Raw genomic sequence first — 16927 nt, forward strand, 5'->3', positions numbered from 1 at the left:
CCGCCGGCGTGGACGAGGTCGTCGTAGCGGCCCTGTTCGGTGATGCGGCCGTGTTCCATGACGACGATGTGGTCGGCGATCCTCGTGTTCTCCAGACGGTGGGTGACCACGACGGTGATGCGGTCGGCGGCGATGGCCTTGATGCGTTCGAAGATCCGGTGCTCGCCGCGCGGGTCCATCTGGGAGGTCGGCTCGTCCAGGATGAGCAGGGCGGGCCTGCGGTAGAGGGCCCGGGAACAGGCGACGCGCTGCCACTGGCCGCCGGACAGTTCCGCCCCGCCGAACGTGTCGCGGGCCAGGAGGGTGTCGAGCCCCGCGGGCAGGTCGTCCACGGCCTCGCGCAGGCCCACCGCGTCGACGGCCTCCCAGACCGGCCCGTCGTCGTGGGTGCGGGGCTGGCCGAGGGTGATGTTCTCGCGGACCCGCAGCGGCCACTGGGCGAAGATCTGCGGCACCAGCCCGGTGTTGGCCCACACGGTGGCCGGGTCGGTGCCGGCGAGGTCGGTGCCGTTCCAGGTGACCCTGCCCTTGTCGGGCAGGTGGATGCCGGTGAGCAGGCGGATCAGGGTGGACTTGCCGGAGCCGTTGGCCCCGACGACGGCGAGGATCTCACCGCGGCGCAGGGTCAGTGACACGCCGTCCACGGCGGGCCGGTCCTTGCCCGGGTACCGGTAGACGGCCTCCTCCACCCGGATCTCCTCGACCGGGGCGGTCAGGACGTGCCCGCCGCGCCGGGGGGCGCGGGCGGCCGCGTCGTCGAGGAAGGTCTGCATGTCGCCCAGGTAGAGGCTGGTGTGGAAGACGGCGGCGCCGTTGACCACGACCTGCGAGAGGGCGGCCAGGGTCGTCTGCACGGCGACGACGGCGGTGGCGGCGACGGCGAGCTCGATCCTCCCCGACGCGGCCAGCCAGGCCAGGGCTCCCCAGGCGACGACCAGGAAGACGCCCGAGACGAGCGCGGAGAACAGGGAGATCCGCAGCGTGCGGGGAGCGGCCGCCAGGGTCCGCCGGTCGCAGCGCTGCGACAGCGTCCGGTACCAGAAGACGAGGTAGTCGGTCATCGAGTTGGCCCGCACCTCGTCGCCGCACCTCGGCGTCGTCACCCACCAGCGCATCATGCTGCGGATGTTGCGGTCGGCGATGTTGGCGTAGTGGATCTCGTAGTCCACCCGGGCGGTGAGCACCGCGCCCACTCCGGCGGGCAGCACGGCGAGCAGGAGCAGCGGCAGCATGAGCGGATCGAGGACCGACAGCACGCCGCCGGCCGTCACCATCCGGATCAGCGCCGACAGCAACCGCTGCGCGTCGCCGATCATGACCTGGGTGCGCACCACCCCCATCTCGGCCGCCTCCTGACGGTCGGAGAAACCGTCCACGGCGTAGGCGGAGGCCTCGACCCGGCACACCGCCTCCACCAGCGTGGTGTCCGTCGCGGTGGTCAGCACGGGGGTGATCCGCCGTTCCGCGTAGACCGCCACGGCGCCGGAGACGCGTGTCAGGGCGGCGGCCAGGGCCACCACCAGCAGAGCGGGCAGCGCGCCCCGCAGCCGGTCGGCGACCGCCCCGCCGCCCAGCAGCGGGCCCATGGCCCGGGCCGTCGCGGCCAGCAGGACCGCGGCGGACACGCCCGTCACCACCTGGCAGCCGACCAGCAGCCGCACGGCCCGCGGATCCGTCCGCCGGCACAGGCGGCCGATCCTGCCCAGCACCCGGGGGATCTGCGCGCACATGCGCCGGAAGGAGACCTGGGCCAGCGGGTTGACGGAGTAGTGCCCCTGGTAGGTGATCTCCGCCGGGGGAGGCGGAGGGGGCGGACCGGACGGAGAGGCCGGCGGCGGTGCTGCTTCCTGTGCGGTCAACTCGCTCCTCCTCGGAGTGCGGTGGTGCGGTGGTGCACGGCACAACGACGCGGCGGGCGAATCGAACGCGCTCGATTTCGGACGAGCCGGACCCCGTACGGCACAAGGGGCGGAGGACGCCTGCGCAGGGCGGAGGGGGCCCGGCGGAGCCGGGGCGTGGCCGAAACGCCGACGCGGTGGCCCGTGGGGCGCAAGGGACGACCGAACGATCACCTCATCTGAAAGTCATATAACAGCATGAAGCGCGGCGCGACGGGTGGCCCCGGGCACCGGCCAGGGCGGTCATGCGGGCGGGCCGAAGACGCGTGGAGAAAAGCCGCGGCGGCCGGTCACACCGCCCCGCCGCCGGGCTGCCCGCCGCCCCGGCGTCCGGCGGCAGGCGGCGCGTCCCGCCGGGCCGGCAGGGTCCGGCCCAGGCGGGCGAGCGGGGACAGCGCCATCAGCGCGGGGGACAGCAGCATGCCGGCCGCCGCCACCAGCAGACCGGTGCGCAGCCCCCGGTCCTGGGCGAGGAGGCCGCCGGTCAGGGAACCGAGCGGGGTGAGGCCCATGCCCACGAAGGTGATCGTCGCCGCCACGCGGGCCTGCAGGCCGTCCGGGGTGAGCGCCTGCCGGACGGCCATGACCGTGACGTTGACGAGCTGACCGAGGGCTCCGAACACGAAGTTGACCGCCACCAGCGCGGGGAGCGTCACGGCGGCGGAGCCGTGCAGCGCGGGCACGCACAGCATCACCCCGTCGCCGAGGGCCGCCGCGGACACGAGCACCACGCCGTGGCCGAGGCGGCCGGGCAGACGGGCGGCGAGCAGCGAGCCCAGGAGCGCGCCCGGTCCCGTCGCCGCGAGCGCCAGCCCGACGGCGGTGCCCGGCAGGTGGAGTTCCCGGGGCAGGAAGAGCAGGTAGACGGTCATGGTGGCCGCCAGGGAGAACTGGAAGGCGGCCGAGGCGAGCGCCACGGCCCGCAACGCGGGATCACCGGCGACGAAGCGGAGGCCTTCCAGGATCCGCCGCCACATCCGGGAGGGGCCCTCCGCACGCCCGGGCACCGCCTCGCGGCCGCCGATCCGCCGGATCGACAGGAACGACAGCACGAAGAACAGGGCGCCGGACGCCACGGCGGCCGCCGCGGACAGCAGGGACACCAGCGCGCCGCCGAGGGCGGGGCCGCCGATCTGGGCCGCGGACCGGCTGCCCTCCAGCGCGCTGTTGCCCGCCAGCAGCCGGTCGCGCCCCACCAGCCGCACCAGGGACGCCTGATAGGCGACGTCGAAGAACACGGACAGGGCCCCGACCGTGAACGCGACCACGAGCAGGGCCGGCAGGCCCGGCATCCCGAGGACCCCGGCCACCGCGGCCGCGCCCAGCACCACCGCCCGGCCGGCATCGGCCAGCACCATCACCGTGCGGGTCCGCCACCGGTCCACCCAGGCGCCGACGAACAGCGCCAGCAACAGGACCGGGGCCTGCCCCACCGCGCGGAGGAACCCCAGCTCGCCGGCCTCGGCGCCGAGCGTCAGGACGGCGACCAGCGGCAGCACCACGAGGGCCGTGTGCTCGCCCAGTTGTGAGGCGGTCTGGCCCGCCCAGAGCCTGCGGAAGCCGGCGTCCCGCCACAGGCCGGGGCCGGACGCGCCGGACGCGGTGGAGGAACAGGACGGCACCAGGACCCCTCGGGCTGCCGGGAACGAGGCCGCCGCGCGGCGCGCGACGGGGCGTGCGGCGGTGCGGCGGTGCGGCGGTGCGGGGAAGGGCCCGCCGCGCCTCGGGCCAGGGGCGGCACGCGATGACGGGCCGACGACGGCCCACGGCGTCGACGCGCGCCCGGACGACCGGCCGTCTCCCCGTTCCTCCCGGCCCGTCCGTCACCCGACAGTAGTGGGCGGCGCCGCGGACCGACAGCCGTTTTCCCCCGGGGAGGACCGGCCGGGGCCCGGCGGACGCGCCGGCGGGCGGGCGCCGTTCAGACGGCTTCCGCCCGCGGGGCGGGCCGCTGCCGGGGGACGGGCTCGGGACGCGGGGGCGGCGCGGCGGGCCCGGACCACCGCGCCGTGGTCCGCACGTAGTGGTGGACCACCGAGGCCGTCGCCAGGACGAGGAGCGGCCCGGCGATCCACGGGTGCTCCGCCATCGGCACGGGGAGCAGACGGTACGACACCAGCAGAGCGACGAAGACCGAGGCGCCGTGGACGACCAGCCGGATCCCCGGCCGGGGCCGGCCGCGGTCGTGCGTGCGCAGCGCCGCCTCGAGGGTGAGCGTGAACACCACGCCGGCGAGGAGGTCCACCCCGTAGTGGTAGCCGAACCCGAGCGTCGCGCAGACCGTGGAGACCAGCCAGAACGTTCCCGCGTGACGCAGCAGCCGCGGGCCCGTGCGGGAGTGTATGAAGATCGCCGTCGCCCATGCCGTGTGCAGGCTGGGCATGCAGTTGCGCGGGGTGATCCCGTCGAACGGCATGGGCGCCGGGGCGTCGGCCGGCGGCGGCGTCCGCGGCCACAGGTCGGCCAGGGCCCAGGGCGTGGTGGCCGGCGTGTCCGGCGCCCACAGGCTGACCGACGCCCAGTACTCGTTGCCCGTGCCGTAGGCGTAGAGCGGCCCGACCACCGGGAAGACCATGTAGCAGGCCGGTCCGAGGAGGCCTATCACCAGGAACGTGCGGACCAGGTGGTGGCGCGGGAAGCGGCGTTCGGCGCCCACCCGGCGCAGCTGGTACAGCGCGACGACGACCGCGGCCACCGCGAGGTTGCCGTAGACGAAGTCGAGGACGTGGAAGCCGAGGGGGCCGGTGGCCGTCACCAGGCGGCCGGCCAGCCAGGACGGGTCGCCGAGGGCGTGGTCGGCGGCGGCCAGGTACGGGTCGAGCACCATCGGGCGGGTCTTGGCGGTGATGAGCAGCCAGGTGTCACCGGTCTTGCGGCCGGCCACCAGCAGCAGGCCCAGCCCGACGCCCTTCAGCAGCAGGACGCGCTCCCGTCCGGTGCGGCGGGTGACGGCGACGACCGCGCAGCCGAGGACCACCCACAGGGCGCCGATGCCGAAGGGGTGGCCGTCGGACGGCTCGGCGTCGGCCGCCCACCGGACCGCCAGGAACAGGACGTCGACCCCGATCGCCGTGCCCACGGCGAGGAAACGTTCCCTCCAGGTGAGGACCACCATCGTCAACGCCATGGCGGCGTACAGCAGGCCGCCCGAGTCCGGGGGGAGCACCACCTCCCGCGCCTGGTTGGTGATCGGCCCCGGTACGCCGTGGTGACGCGCGGCGAACTCCAGCAGGACCATGAACCCGAGCGCCACGACGGCGGTCACGCCCCAGAGCCACCTCCGCGGCCCGGGCCGTCCGGTGGGGGTCGTCCTCGTCGCGCTCGTCCGGAGGAGGTCCTGCGCGGGTGTGTTCGTCACTTCTCTGCCAGCTTCGCTGTGTACGGCTCACGCCGGGGCGGATCGGTCGTCACCGGGCGGCCACCGTGCGGCGGCCGTGGGCGGGGCGGGCCCGCCCGGCACGTCCGCCCGCGCGGCGAGGCCGTCCCACCCGCGACCCCGGCGGGTCCCCCCGAGCCCCTGAACACCCCACGCCCCTCGTTTCGGCCCCGCACGCCGTCCGTGCCGTTGGTGCCCCTCGGAGCGCACGACCGTGGCCGGCGGCGACGCTCCCCAGGACCTCGCGCCGAGCGAAACACGGCACATCCGTACAGGTCAATAGCTTCGCCCAGGGCTCCTGGGCGTGCGTGCCCGGGGTCCGGCGGGCACCGGTGCGGGCGGGGAGGGCCGCGCACGGAGGCCGGTGCGGGCGCCCGGCCGGGCCGGTCCTGGAGCGGACGGGGCCCGGCGGCGGTCGGCGCGGCCGCCTGCTCCACCGGGGGGACGGCGCCCTCCCCCCGGGCCCGGCTGCCGGGCCGGGAGGGCGCCCGGTGTGAGAGTGGGACGGAGGTGATGTCATGACCGAGGGGCACGACCGTGCGGCCGCCGGCGGCCTGGACGAGCGGGTGCTGGAGGAGTTGCTCGCCGAGCTGCACGCGAGCGTGCCCTACCGGTTGCCGCGGGTGGTGGACCGCTGCGCGCGGTCGCTCGGGCTGGACGGCGCGACCATCCACCTGGTCGACCTGCAGCAACGGGTGCTGATCCCCCTCGACGACCGGGCGCGGACGCTGCCGGTGGAGGGCAGCACGGCCGGCTGGGCCTACCGCACCGTGTCCGTGCGCATCGACGACGAGGAGGACGACCTGAGGGTGTGGCTGCCCCTGGTCGACGGCGCCGAGAGGGTCGGGGTGCTGGGAGTGCGGTCCCGCACCATGGACGCCGTCCGGTTGCGGCGCTGCCGGCTGCCGGCCCACACACTGGCCCTGGTGGTCACCAGCAAGAGGACGTACAGCGACGGGTTCGTGGCCCGCACCCGCGTCCGCACCATGCACGCGCACACCGAGATGCTCCGCGCCTTCCTGCCGCCCCGCAGCATCGGCACCAGGTCGGTGATCTCCACCGGAGTCCTGGAGCCCGCCTACGAGCTCGGCGGTGACGCCTTCGACCACTCGCTGACCGGCAACACGCTCCACGCCGGCATCTTCGACTCCATGGGTCACGACCTCGCGTCCGGCCTGACCACCGCCGTGGCCATGGCCTGCTGCCGCAACGCCCGCCGCTCCCGCGCCGACCTGGACGAAATGGTCGACACGGTCGACCGGGCCCTCTCCCTGTGGCTCCCGGAGCAGTTCTGCACCGGACTGGTGTGCCGGCTGGACGTCGACACCGGTGTGCTGCGCTGGTGCAACTGCGGCCACCCCGCGCCCCTGCTGATCCGCGGCCGGCGCGTGCTCGACAAGGCGCTGGAGCGGCCGCCGCAGCCGCCCATGGGGCTGCGCTCCCTGCTCGGCGACGGCGCCGGACGCGAGGTGCACGAGGTGGTCCTGGAACCCGGCGACCGCGTGCTGCTCTACACGGACGGGGTCACCGAGGCCCGTCGTGGCGGTGACGAGTTCGGCCTCGGCCGGTTCACCGACTTCATCATCCGGTCCGCGGCGGCCGGTCAGCGGCCCGCCGAGATCCTGCGGCTGCTCATGCACGACATCGTCGACCACCACGGCAACAAGCTGAGCGACGACGCCACGATCCTGCTGATCGAATGGCAGCCGCCGCTCCTCCCGGCGGACTGACGCCCGGTCACCGCGTCGGCGTGCCGATCCGCAGCCGGTTGCCGTCCGGGTCGCGCAGCTCGATCTCGCGCGCCCACGGGAGGTCCTCCGGTCGCACACCGAACTCGGAGGCGACGGCGTCGACGTCGCGGACGCGGAGGTGGACCAGGGTGCCGGGCCGGGCGTCGCCCTCGTGCTCCGAGAGGAACAACCGCACCCCGCCCCGGGCGACCTCGACGAAGGCGGGAAGCCCCGGCGCGAAGCGGTGCTCCCACTGCTCGGTGAAGCCCAGCCGCTCGTACCAGGCGACCGCCGCGGCGGCGTCCTCGACGCGGAGAACGGGGATGACCTCTTCGTCCACGGAGCCATCGTCGCAGACCGCCGCCCCCGGCGGGACGGCCTCCGGCACGGCGGCGGGGGAGAGGGGCGCGAGGCGCGTGAGGGCGTGCGGCCCGGGGGGAGCGGGAGCACGCGGATAGCGGTGCGCACACCGTCCGGCAGGAGGGCGCCTTTCGCCCGGACACACGTGGGCGGGGCCGGGGCCCGGCGGCCCGTGGCGCCCCGGACGGATCCGTCCGTTCCCCCGCCCGGCGGACCCGGCCTGCGAAGTGACGGCCGGATGGCCAGGCTGGGGACCATGCACACCGGAGCGCCTGCCAGGCCCACGTTCGCCGCGGAGGTCAAGGACGCGGTCCGGCCGCGGTCCGCGCTGCTCGTCCTGGGCGTGCTGGTGCTCGGCGTGCTGTTCATCGCCTCCTACGCGGGCGCCTTCCACGCGCCGAAGCCGAGGGACATCGCGTTCGGCGTCGTCGCCGCGCAGCGCGGCGGCCCCCTGGCGGCACGGCTGGACGCGCTGCCCGGGTCCCCCCTCGACGCACGGCCGGTCGCCTCCGCCGAGGAGGCGCGGCGGCAGATCGCGGACCGGGAGATCTACGGCGCGCTCGTCGTCGACCCCGGGGCCCCCGCCGGCCGGCTGCTCGTCGCCAGCGGCGGCGGCGCCCCGGTGGCGGAGGCGCTGGAGGAGGTCGTCGTCCGGGCCGAGGCCCGGCAGGGGCGGCAGGTGCGCACCGTCGACGTCGTCCCCGTCCGGCGGGGCGACGCGCGCGGACTGTCCTCGTTCTACCTGGTCGTCGGCTGGTGCGTGGGCGGCTACCTGTGCGCCGCCATCCTGGCCGTGGGCTACGGCGCCCGGCCGGCCAACCTCCGCCGGGCGGTGATCCGCCTGCTGGCGCTCGCCGTGTACTCGGTCCTGCTCGGTCTGCTGGGCGCGGTGGTGATCGGCCCGGTGCTGGGCGCGCTGCCGGGCAGCGTGGCGGGCCTGTGGTGGCTGGGGGCGCTGGTCGTGTTCGCGACCGGAGCGATCACCTTCGCCTTCCAGGCGGCGCTGGGCATCGTCGGCATCGGGCTCACGGTCCTGGTGGTCGTCATCGCCGGCAACCCGAGCGCGGGCGGCGCGTACCCCTATCCGCTGCTGCCGCCGTTCTGGCGGGGCATCGGCCCCGCCCTCATCCCCGGCGCGGGCACCTGGACGGCGCGGTCGATCGCCTACTTCGACGCCCGGGCCGTCATCGGGCCGCTGCTCGTCCTCGGCGCGTGGGCGCTGGGCGGGACCCTGCTGACGCTGCTCCTCCCGGTCCTGCGGCTCGGCCGCCGCGGGAGCGAGGAGAACGACGGGACGGAGGAGAGCGGGATGCGCCGGACGTGACCCCGGGGCGGCCTCCCGGCCCCGGTGCCGACGCCCGCCGGGCGCGGGAGGGCGAGTTCGTGCCCGCCGCGGAGACCGCCCGCCGCCCCGGCGCCGGCCCCGGGAGGCGCTCCACCGGGGCCGCCCGGCCGTCCCCGTCCGCCGCGCGACGCCACGCACGCGCCTGACGCCACGCGGCCGCCCTCCGGGCGACGACGGGAACGGCCGGACAGCCTCAGCCCCGGCCCGCCCGGCTGCGCACCAGCAGCCACAGGAAGTACGGCGTGCCGATCAGCGCGGTCATCAGGCCGGCGCCCAGCTGGGCGGGGGCGATGACCGTGCGGCCGAGGAGGTCGGCGGCGCAGACCAGCACCGCGCCGAGCAGGACGGCGACCGGCACGACGCGGGCGTGGCGGCGGCCGACCAGGGCGCGGGCGGCGTGCGGGGCGACCAGGCCGACGAAGCCGATGGTGCCCGCCGCCGCCACCGCCGTCGCGCTCAGCAGCACGCTCAGCACCAGCAGCGCCAGGCGTTCGCGGGAGAGGCCGATGCCCAGCAGCCGGGGCGTGTCCTCGTCCAGCGAGACCAGGTCCAGCTCCGTGCGCCGGGCGGCGGCCACGGCGACGCCCAGGGCCAGCACGACGGCCGGCGGCACCAGGTCCGGGAAGGTGCGCCCGTAGGTGGAGCCGGAGAGCCACGTCAGCGCCTTGGTCGCGTTGTACGGGTCGGTGAGGACGATGATCAGGCTGATCAGCGAGGTCGCCGCCGTGGCCACGCCCATGCCGACCAGGACCAGCCGGTTCTGCCGGAAGCCCCCCTTGGCGGCGAGCCCGAAGACCACCACCGAGGCCGCCGCCGCGCCCGCGAACGCGGCTCCGGCCACGCTCCAGGATCCGGCGAGCGGCACCGACGTCACCAGCAGCACCGCGCCCAGCGCGGCGCCGTTCGAGACGCCCAGCACGGCGGGCTCCGCGAGCGGGTTGCGGGTGACGGCCTGCACCAGCGTGCCGGCCAGCGCGAGCGACCCTCCCGCCAGCAGCGCGGTGCCCACCCGCGGGACACGGGTGTCGAGGACGAACGAGACGGCACGGCCGGCCCTGCCCTGCGCCCAGTTGGCGACGTCGCCGAGGAGCAGCTTGGTGTCGCCCAGCAGTACGGCGGCGACGACTACGCCCACCAGCAGCACCGCCAGTACCGCCAGCACCGTGACGAAGACCCGCCGGCCGCGCGGCCGCAGGCGGTCGGGCGCGGCGGACTCGGCGGTGTCGCGCAGCCTGGTCGCCGTCACGACCAGGAACACCGCGCCGACGAGGCTGGTGACCACGCCGGTCGGCACCGCGACGGAGAGGTCGCCGGGGACCACGGCGCGCAGCGCCACGTCCGAACCGAGGACCAGGGCGGCGCCGGTGAGCCCGGCGAGCGGCACGGCCGCGCGCAGCCGGGTGAAGGCGCGCACCCGGCGGGCCAGCGGCCGCACCAGCGCCGGGGCGCACAGGCCGACGAAGCCGATCGGCCCGGCGAGGGTGACGGCGGCCGCGGACAGCATGGAGGCCAGCACCACCACGGTGACCCGGGTGGCGCGGACGTCGACGCCGAGGCCGCGGGCGGCGTCGTCGCCGAGCGAGAGCGCGTCGACCCGCCGCGCCGTCAGCAGCAGTCCGGTGAGGCCGACGGCGGCGATCGGCAGCATCTGCACGACGCCGTCGAAGCCGTTCTGGGCGATGGACCCCTGGTTCCAGGCGTAGAGGCCCTCGGTCTGTTCGGGGAAGAGCAGCAGCAGGGCCTGGGTGACCGCGGTCAGACCCAGTGTCAGGGCACTGCCGGCGAGGACCAGGCGGACGGTGCCCGCGCCGAGCCCCGACAGCGACAGGACGACCGCCGCGGCGGCGAGGCCGCCGACGAAGGCGATCCCGGAGGAGGCGAGCAGCGGGAGGGAGACGCCGGTGACGGCGGCCACGCCGAGCGCCAGGTAGGAGCCGGCGTTGACGGCCAGGGTGTCCGGGGAGGCGAGCACGTTGCGGCTGACGGCCTGGAGGGCGAGGCCCGCCATGCCGAGCACGGCGCCGACCAGCAGGCCGGCCGCCATGCGCGGCAGGCGCGAGGCGATCACCACGGAGGCGTCGCCGGGGTCGGCTTCGCCGGTGAGCGCCTTCCACAGCTCGGGAGCGCCCGCCGCCGCGGTGCCCTGGGTGACGTCGACGGACGCGAGGACGGCGACCAGCAGGGCCAGTGCGGCCGTCACCGCGGCGGCGGCCGGGATGGCTGTTCTGTGTGCGGTGACGGCCATGGCGTTACTTCTTCGTCAGCGCCTGGACGAGGGAGTCGACGTACGCCTCCATCGAGCCCGGGCCGCCGAACATCCAGATGCCGTCGTCGAGGCGGTGCACGTCGCCGGACTCGACGAACGGCAGCGACTTCCAGACCGCGTTGTCCTCGAGGACGCCGCCCTCGGCGAACGGGGTGCTGTTCTCGTCGCCGTCGCTGCCGATGTAGGCGAAGTGGGTGTCCTCGGGGAGCTTGGTGAGGCCCTCGACGTCGGTGGCGGCCAGGCCGTAGGACTCGTCGCCCTTCATCTTCCAGGCGTTCTTCAGGCCCAGCTCGGTGTTGACCTCGCCGATGAGGGAGGTGCCGGTGTAGGGGCGCACGGAGACCTGGTTGGACGTCACGTAGCCGTCGGTGAAGGCTATGCCGTCGCCGGCCAGGCCGGCCTCGTCCAGCGCCTTCCTGCCCTCGGCGAGCTTGGCGTCGAACTGCTCGCGCGCCTGCCCGGCCTTGTCCTCGGTGCCGGTGGCCTTGGCGATGAGGTCGAGGTTGTCCAGCATCAGGTCGATCTGGCCGGCGCCGTCGGCGGAGCGGACCTGGAGGACCGGGGCGACGTCGCGGAGCTGCTTGACCGCGGCCTCCGGCAGGTCGGTGGTGGCGACGATCAGGTCGGGCGCCAGGGAGGCGACGGTGTCCATGCTGGGCTCGCCGCGGGTGCCGATGTCCTTGGGCTCGCCCTTGAGCGGGACGGCCGTGTTCCACAGCTCGTAGCCCTTGACGTCGGCGACGCCGGCCGGCTCGACGCCGAGCGAGAGCAGGCTCTCGACGACGTTCCACTCGGTGCCGACGACCTTGGTCGCCGGGCCGTCGAGCTTCACCTCGGCGCCGGAGGCGTCGGTGAGGGTGATGGCCCCGGACGGCTTGGTGTCCTTGGCGTCGGCGGCGGGCTCGGTGGTGCCGCAGGCGCTGAGGGAGAGGGCGGCGACGGCGGCCGTGGCCGCGGCGAGGAGGTGGCGCTTCATGAGGAGGGGATGAGCCTTTCGGGCGCGGTGCGGGTGTGGTGCCGGCCCACCGCGCGGGTGCGCAGGTGGCCGGTGAGGGGATCGGTGTCGACCTCGATGCGGATGCCGTAGGTCGCGGTCAGCCGGTCCGGGGTGAGGACCTCGGCCGGCTCCCCGTCGGCGACGATCCGGCCGTCGTGCAGCAGCACGACCCGGTCGGCGACGGCGGCGGTCTGGTCGAGGTCGTGGAGGACGACGCCGACGGCGATGCCGTGGTCGTCCGCCAGGTCGCGCATCAGGTCCAGGAGTTCGACCTGGTAGCGCAGGTCCAGGTAGGTGGTGGGCTCGTCGAGCAGCAGTACGCCGGTCTCCTGGGCCAGGCAGCCGGCCAGCCAGACGCGCTGCAGCTGGCCGCCGGAGAGGTGCTCGGCGCCGCGGTCGGCGAGCGCGGTGGTGCCGGTGAGCGCCAGCGCCCGGTCCACGGCGGCGGCGCCGCCCGGGTCGGCCTTGCCCCAGCGGCCGCGGTACGGGTAGCGGCCGAACTCGACGACGTCGCGGACGGTGAGCCCGGTCGGCGTGGGGCGCGCCTGCGTCAGCAGGGCCACCCGGCGGGAGAACTCGCGTGCCGACAGGGCGAGGGCGTCGGTCTCCACCTGCTCGCCGGCGTGCTCGTCGGCGAGGGTGAGGGCGCCGCCGCGCGCCTGCTGGAGGCGGGCCATGGTGCGCAGCAGCGTGGACTTGCCGCTGCCGTTGGGCCCCACCAGGACGGTCACCTCGCCCGGCCGCAGGGTCACGTCGGCCTGGTGGACGACGGGGGTGCCGTCGTAGACCACGGTGACGTCCGTCGCCGTGAGTCGGTGCCCGCGCGGGGGTGTGACCGGGGAGGTCTCTTCGGCTCTCACGGCACTGAGGTTAGCCTAACCTAATGGGTGCTTCGGATTGCGGTTCGGTATCGCCTGCCACGGCGGTGGCCGGGGCGACGCGGTCAGGCACGCCGCGGTTGCGGGGTGCCGGGTCCAACTCCCCTACGGCGAGGGCCCGATGACGTCCGGAGCGCGCGCCGTGGCGTCGGCCCGCGGCCCGGCGCCCGGTCCCCGGCGGTGGGCGGGAATCGCGGAAGGTGAGATCCGGACCGGCGTCCGGCGACGTCCACGGCCGCCGGGCCGTCAGGGTCGTCACGGCCGCGAGCCCTGGAGGGGCGGGCCCCGGACGCCGGCGCGCGCCGGCCCCGCCGCCGGGCGCTCGAACGGTACGCCGCGCGCCGATGGGCGTACGCCGGTGCGCGGGGGAGCGACCGGGTGCGCCATGGCCGCCCCGGGGCCGGGGCGCCGCGTCGGAGTGAACGGCCGGGCGGGCGGCGAAGGGCCGTTCCGCCATCGTGGCCCCCTTGTCCCGTGCACCGGCGTGGGCAGGAGCCGTCGGCGGGGGTGTGCGGCGACCCTGGGAAGGCGGTCCGTGCGGCGCGAGTCCGCTCCGCCGCGAGTCCGCTCCGCCGCGCGCGGAGGGTCCCCGGCGGGAGGCTCCGGCAGGCCGCGCCCGGCGTCGTCCCGCCCGGCGTCACCCCCTCGCCCCGAAGCAGGAAGGATCCCCATGAGCGACGTCACCAGCGCCGCGGCCGGTCTGGCCGCGGTGGCCGGACAACTGGCCGCGGGCGCGATCGAGGTCGTCGACCTGACCTCCCCCCTGCACGCCGGCACCCCGGTCCTGCGACTGCCGGAGCCGTTCGGGCAGACGGCCCGCTTCGCGCTGGAGGAGATCAGCCGCTTCGACGACCGGGGCCCCGGCTGGTACTGGAACAACTTCCGCACCGGCGAGCACACCGGCACCCATTTCGACGCGCCCAACCACTGGATCACCGGCAAGGACCTGGACGACGTCTCCCGGGTGCCGGCCCAGCGGCTGGCCGGCCCCGCGGCGGTCGTCGACCGGACGGCGCAGACCGAGGCCGACCCGTCCTACCTGCTCGACGTCCCCGACCTGCTGGCCTGGCAGGAGGAGCACGGGGCCCTGCCGGAGAACGGCTGGCTGCTGTACCGCACCGGCTGGTCCCGGTACGCCGACGACCCGGAGGCGTTCGCCAACGCCGGGGAGGGAGGCCCCCGGACACCGGGTCTCACCCCGGCCGCGGCCCGCTACCTGGCCGAGGAGACCGGCATCCTGGGCCTGGGCGTGGAGACCGTCGGCACCGACGCGGGCCACGCGGCGGAACTGGAGCCGCCGTACCCCTGCCACTCCCTGCTCCTCGGCGCGGGCAAGTACGGGCTGACCCAGCTGCGCCGGCTGGACCGGCTCCCGGCGACCGGCGCGGTGGTGATCGCCGCGCCGCTGCCGATCGTCGGCGGCTCGGGTTCCCCGTGCCGGGTGCTCGCCCTGGTCCCCGCCGGCGCGCGGTGACGCCCGCACGCCCTCCGGCGGCCCGCGCCGCCGGGAGGCGTGCCCGACCGGGGGCGGGCGAGGGCGGCAACGCGCGGGCGCGGAAGGGGGGTTGGGGCGCGGAGAGCCGGAAGCCGCGCTTCCGGTGCGGTGAACGTCCGGCCTCGGCCGGGCGCGGCGCCGCATCCGAAACGAGTCGGCCATTTTCGCAACGGCGGGAAGAGGCGTCCGGTGCTTCCGGCCGGTTCTCCGGGGCCCATCGACCCCTCCGGGCACGCCGGAGGGCCTGTCGCGCCCGTCGGGGGCGAGCGAATCCGGCCCATCGGTGAAGGGCCGGTGGGGCGGGGAACGGGTCCGTGACCGGTGCGCCCGTTGATCCCGGCCGCCTCCTCGCGGCGTCCGCGGCGGCCGAAAGAGCGCCTTCGCCGTCGGCCCGCCCGGCTCGCCGGGCGGCCGGTCCGGCACCGGGCGGACACCGGGGAACCGTCCGGCACCGGACGGCCACTCGAGCCCCACACGTCTCCCACCTGCACCGCAGAACCACCACGAGCGTTCCGGCGGGGCGGCTTTCGGCCGGGGCGGAGCGCTCCCGGCCCCGTGCGCGTGGCCGAGGCCGCCTTTCGTGGCCTGCTTTCGGCCCGGCGGCGCGAGGGGACACCCGAGGTTACTTTCCGTGAAGCCCTGGGGGTGCTTTGCGCGGGGACGTAGGTGTCTGGATGTGTATGGCCCAGAATCACTAGTTAGCAGACACAACGCGGTGGTTGTGCTTAGTCTCTCTCTCGGCCCAGGCGGCCGGCCCCACCGGGTCGGCCTCACGCACGAACGTTCCGAACGTGCGACGCAACGTCCCCCTGCCAGCCGGATCCGTCCCCGGTCCGGTCGGTCTGTCACGTCGCCAGAGCACCAGAGCACCAGTTCCCAGGAGGCTCCGTTCCATGCCGCACGTGCTCCCCATACCGGTCGCCGAAGGGCGACCGTCCCTAGGCCACCGCTCGCTCCAAGGCCGAATGGACGAACTCGCCCGCGCCCACCGCGTGCCGGGCGCGCAGCTGGCGCTGCACACCGGCACCCAGGTGATCAGCGTCCACACCGGCACCGCCGACGTCGCGACGGGCGCACCCTTCACCGAGGACACCGCCGTGCCGACCGGCTCGGTGACCAAGCTGTGCACGGCCGCCGTCGTCCTGCTCCTCGCCGAGGACGGTGACCTCGAACTCGACGAGCCCGCCGCCGTGTCGCTGCCGGAGCTGCGCTCCTTACCGGAGGTGACCGTACGTCACCTGCTCAGCCACACCTCCGGGCTGCCGACCGGCCCGGACTCCGACACGGCCGCCGGACTCACCGCGGCCCGCCACCTCGCCTCGGTCTGCTCCCCGCGCGACATCCTGTTCGCACCCGGCACCGGCTTCTCCTACTCCAACGCCGGATACGTGGCGGCCGGGCGGCTGATCGAAGAGGTCACCGGCATGACCTGGCGGGAGGCGATACAGGCGCTCCTGCTCGAGCCGCTCGGCATACACCCCGCCTTCCTCGGCGGCCCCGCGCCCGGCCGGCCCGTCGCCGCCGGCCACGCCCGCAACACCGCCTCCGGCCGCCCGCTGCCCGTCGCGCAGAACCTCGCCCCCGTCGAGGCGCCGGCCGGCGCCCTCCTCGCCGGCGCCCTCGACCTGATGACCCTCGGCCGGGCGCTCGCCGGCCACTCCACCGCACTGCCGCCCGCCGTCGCCGCGTGGATGCGCCGGCCCGCGCCCGGTGCGCAGCCCGGCGCCCTGGCCGACGCCTGGGGCGCCGGCGCCGCCCTGTTCCGGGGCGAGGACCGCTGGTGGTGCGGTCACGACGGCAACGCCCAGGGCACCTCCTGCCACCTGCGTGCCGAACCCGAGAGCGGTGTGGTCGTCGCGTTCACCGGCAACGCGAGCTCCGCGACGGCCATGTGGCGCGACCTCGCCGAGGAGCTGAGCGCGCTCACCGGCCTCGCGGTGCCCGCCTCGGCGCGTCCGGTCCTTGGCCGGGACCGCGTCCCGATGCAGCCCGGATGCGCCGGCGTCTACCGCAACGGCACCATGGAGTACCGGGTGGGCCTGGACGACTCCGGCAGCCCGTTCCTCTCCGTCGACGGCGACCTGCCGCTGCCGCTGGTGTGCCATTCCGACCTCCACTTCGACCTGGTCGACCCGGCGAGCGGCCGTCGCGAACCCGGAGGACGCTTCCACCGCGACCCCCTGACCGGGGTCGTCGACCGGGTGCAGATCTCCGGACGCGCCGCCCGCCGGGTGCGGGACCAGGAGGCGGACCTCCGTACGGCGGACGCCTCCGGCCCGGGCGTCCCCGCCGCCCGGCCGCCCGGCGCGGAAGCGCCGGGGACCGGCGCCGCCGCGAAGATCGCACGCGTGCAGGCCCGTCACCACGTCCGCGGGCCCGCCTCCTGCGTGCCGCCGGAGACCGCGACGGCCGCGTCCGCGAGGCCCGCGCGCACCGGCAGGCCCCAGGACGCTCCGCCGTCCCCGCGGTAGCACCCGCCGTCCCCGCCGTAGCACCCGCCGTCCCCGCGGCAGCACCCGGCGTCCCCCGCAGCACCCTCCCCACATTCCGAACGCGGCCACGCCGCGTGGTCCGGCCGTGCC

11 protein-coding genes are annotated in these 16927 nt (G+C 75.8%); 4 read left to right on the forward strand and 7 right to left on the reverse strand.

All coding sequences use genetic code 11. The features are described 5' to 3' along the window. The 3 genes from A2U95_RS29940 to A2U95_RS29950 all read right to left on the reverse strand — a co-directional run. A partial coding sequence (locus tag A2U95_RS29940; protein ID WP_240958379.1) for an ATP-binding cassette domain-containing protein occupies nt 1–1730 on the reverse strand: 1730 nt, incomplete at its 3' end. Between the two features lie 458 nt (nt 1731–2188). After that, the gene (locus A2U95_RS29945; RefSeq protein WP_166028799.1) at nt 2189–3520 is read right to left on the reverse strand and encodes an MFS transporter; all 1332 of its coding nucleotides are present in this window, start codon (nt 3518–3520) and stop codon (nt 2189–2191) included. Nucleotides 3521–3819: 299 nt separating this feature from the next. Further along, complete coding sequence (locus tag A2U95_RS29950; protein WP_240958375.1) at nt 3820–5163, reverse strand: DUF5933 domain-containing protein; 1344 nt, start codon at nt 5161–5163, stop codon at nt 3820–3822. A gap of 629 nt (nt 5164–5792) precedes the next feature. On the opposite strand from A2U95_RS29950, the gene A2U95_RS29955 reads away from it, so the two are divergent. Beyond that, a complete protein-coding gene (locus A2U95_RS29955; protein WP_166028801.1) occupies nt 5793–7004 on the forward strand; it encodes a PP2C family protein-serine/threonine phosphatase in 1212 nt (403 codons plus the stop codon). Between the two features lie 7 nt (nt 7005–7011). Here the strand turns inward: A2U95_RS29955 and A2U95_RS29960 are convergent, their stop codons facing one another. Continuing rightward, nucleotides 7012–7344: a glyoxalase superfamily protein gene (locus tag A2U95_RS29960; protein WP_166028818.1), complete on the reverse strand. Its 333-nt coding sequence runs from the start codon at nt 7342–7344 to the stop codon at nt 7012–7014. 276 nt (nt 7345–7620) lie between these two features. Between A2U95_RS29960 and A2U95_RS29965 the strand changes: the two genes are divergently transcribed. Next, nucleotides 7621–8688 (forward strand): ABC transporter permease, encoded by a 1068-nt coding sequence (locus A2U95_RS29965; protein ID WP_166028820.1) that lies wholly within the window; start codon nt 7621–7623, stop codon nt 8686–8688. Between the two features lie 214 nt (nt 8689–8902). Here the strand turns inward: A2U95_RS29965 and A2U95_RS29970 are convergent, their stop codons facing one another. From A2U95_RS29970 to A2U95_RS29980, 3 genes are read right to left on the reverse strand one after another with little or no spacing between them, the layout of a single operon-like run. After that, a complete protein-coding gene (locus A2U95_RS29970; RefSeq protein WP_166028822.1) occupies nt 8903–10954 on the reverse strand; it encodes an iron ABC transporter permease in 2052 nt (683 codons plus the stop codon). Nucleotides 10955–10958: 4 nt separating this feature from the next. Continuing rightward, on the reverse strand, nt 10959–11951 hold the full coding sequence (locus A2U95_RS29975) for an ABC transporter substrate-binding protein (protein ID WP_166028824.1): 993 nt from the start codon (nt 11949–11951) through the stop codon (nt 10959–10961). Beyond that, nucleotides 11948–12832, reverse strand: coding sequence for an ABC transporter ATP-binding protein (locus tag A2U95_RS29980; RefSeq protein ID WP_166028826.1), 885 nt, complete (start codon nt 12830–12832; stop codon nt 11948–11950). The genes A2U95_RS29975 and A2U95_RS29980 overlap by 4 nt, the downstream gene beginning before the upstream one ends. A gap of 688 nt (nt 12833–13520) precedes the next feature. Between A2U95_RS29980 and A2U95_RS29985 the strand changes: the two genes are divergently transcribed. Together A2U95_RS29985 and A2U95_RS29990 are read left to right on the forward strand one after the other, a co-directional pair. After that, on the forward strand, nt 13521–14324 hold the full coding sequence (locus tag A2U95_RS29985; RefSeq protein WP_166028828.1) for a cyclase family protein: 804 nt from the start codon (nt 13521–13523) through the stop codon (nt 14322–14324). 986 nt (nt 14325–15310) lie between these two features. Further along, nucleotides 15311–16816: a serine hydrolase domain-containing protein gene (locus tag A2U95_RS29990; RefSeq protein WP_240958377.1), complete on the forward strand. Its 1506-nt coding sequence runs from the start codon at nt 15311–15313 to the stop codon at nt 16814–16816. Nucleotides 16817–16927: the final 111 nt, after the last annotated feature.

The organism is Streptomyces chilikensis (assembly GCF_001642695.1).
GTDB classification, from domain to species: domain Bacteria; phylum Actinomycetota; class Actinomycetes; order Streptomycetales; family Streptomycetaceae; genus Streptomyces; species Streptomyces chilikensis.

What these genes read in the sequence shown, in the direction of transcription:
- A2U95_RS29955 (WP_166028801.1), top strand. Translation starts at nt 5,793, where the DNA reads ATGACCGAGGGGCACGACCGTGCGGCCGCCGGCGGCCTGGACGAGCGG.
- A2U95_RS29965 (WP_166028820.1), top strand. Translation starts at nt 7,621, where the DNA reads ATGCACACCGGAGCGCCTGCCAGGCCCACGTTCGCCGCGGAGGTCAAG.
- A2U95_RS29970 (WP_166028822.1), bottom strand. Translation starts at nt 10,954, where the DNA reads ATGGCCGTCACCGCACACAGAACAGCCATCCCGGCCGCCGCCGCGGTG.
- A2U95_RS29975 (WP_166028824.1), bottom strand. Translation starts at nt 11,951, where the DNA reads ATGAAGCGCCACCTCCTCGCCGCGGCCACGGCCGCCGTCGCCGCCCTC.
- A2U95_RS29985 (WP_166028828.1), top strand. Translation starts at nt 13,521, where the DNA reads ATGAGCGACGTCACCAGCGCCGCGGCCGGTCTGGCCGCGGTGGCCGGA.
- A2U95_RS29990 (WP_240958377.1), top strand. Translation starts at nt 15,311, where the DNA reads ATGGACGAACTCGCCCGCGCCCACCGCGTGCCGGGCGCGCAGCTGGCG.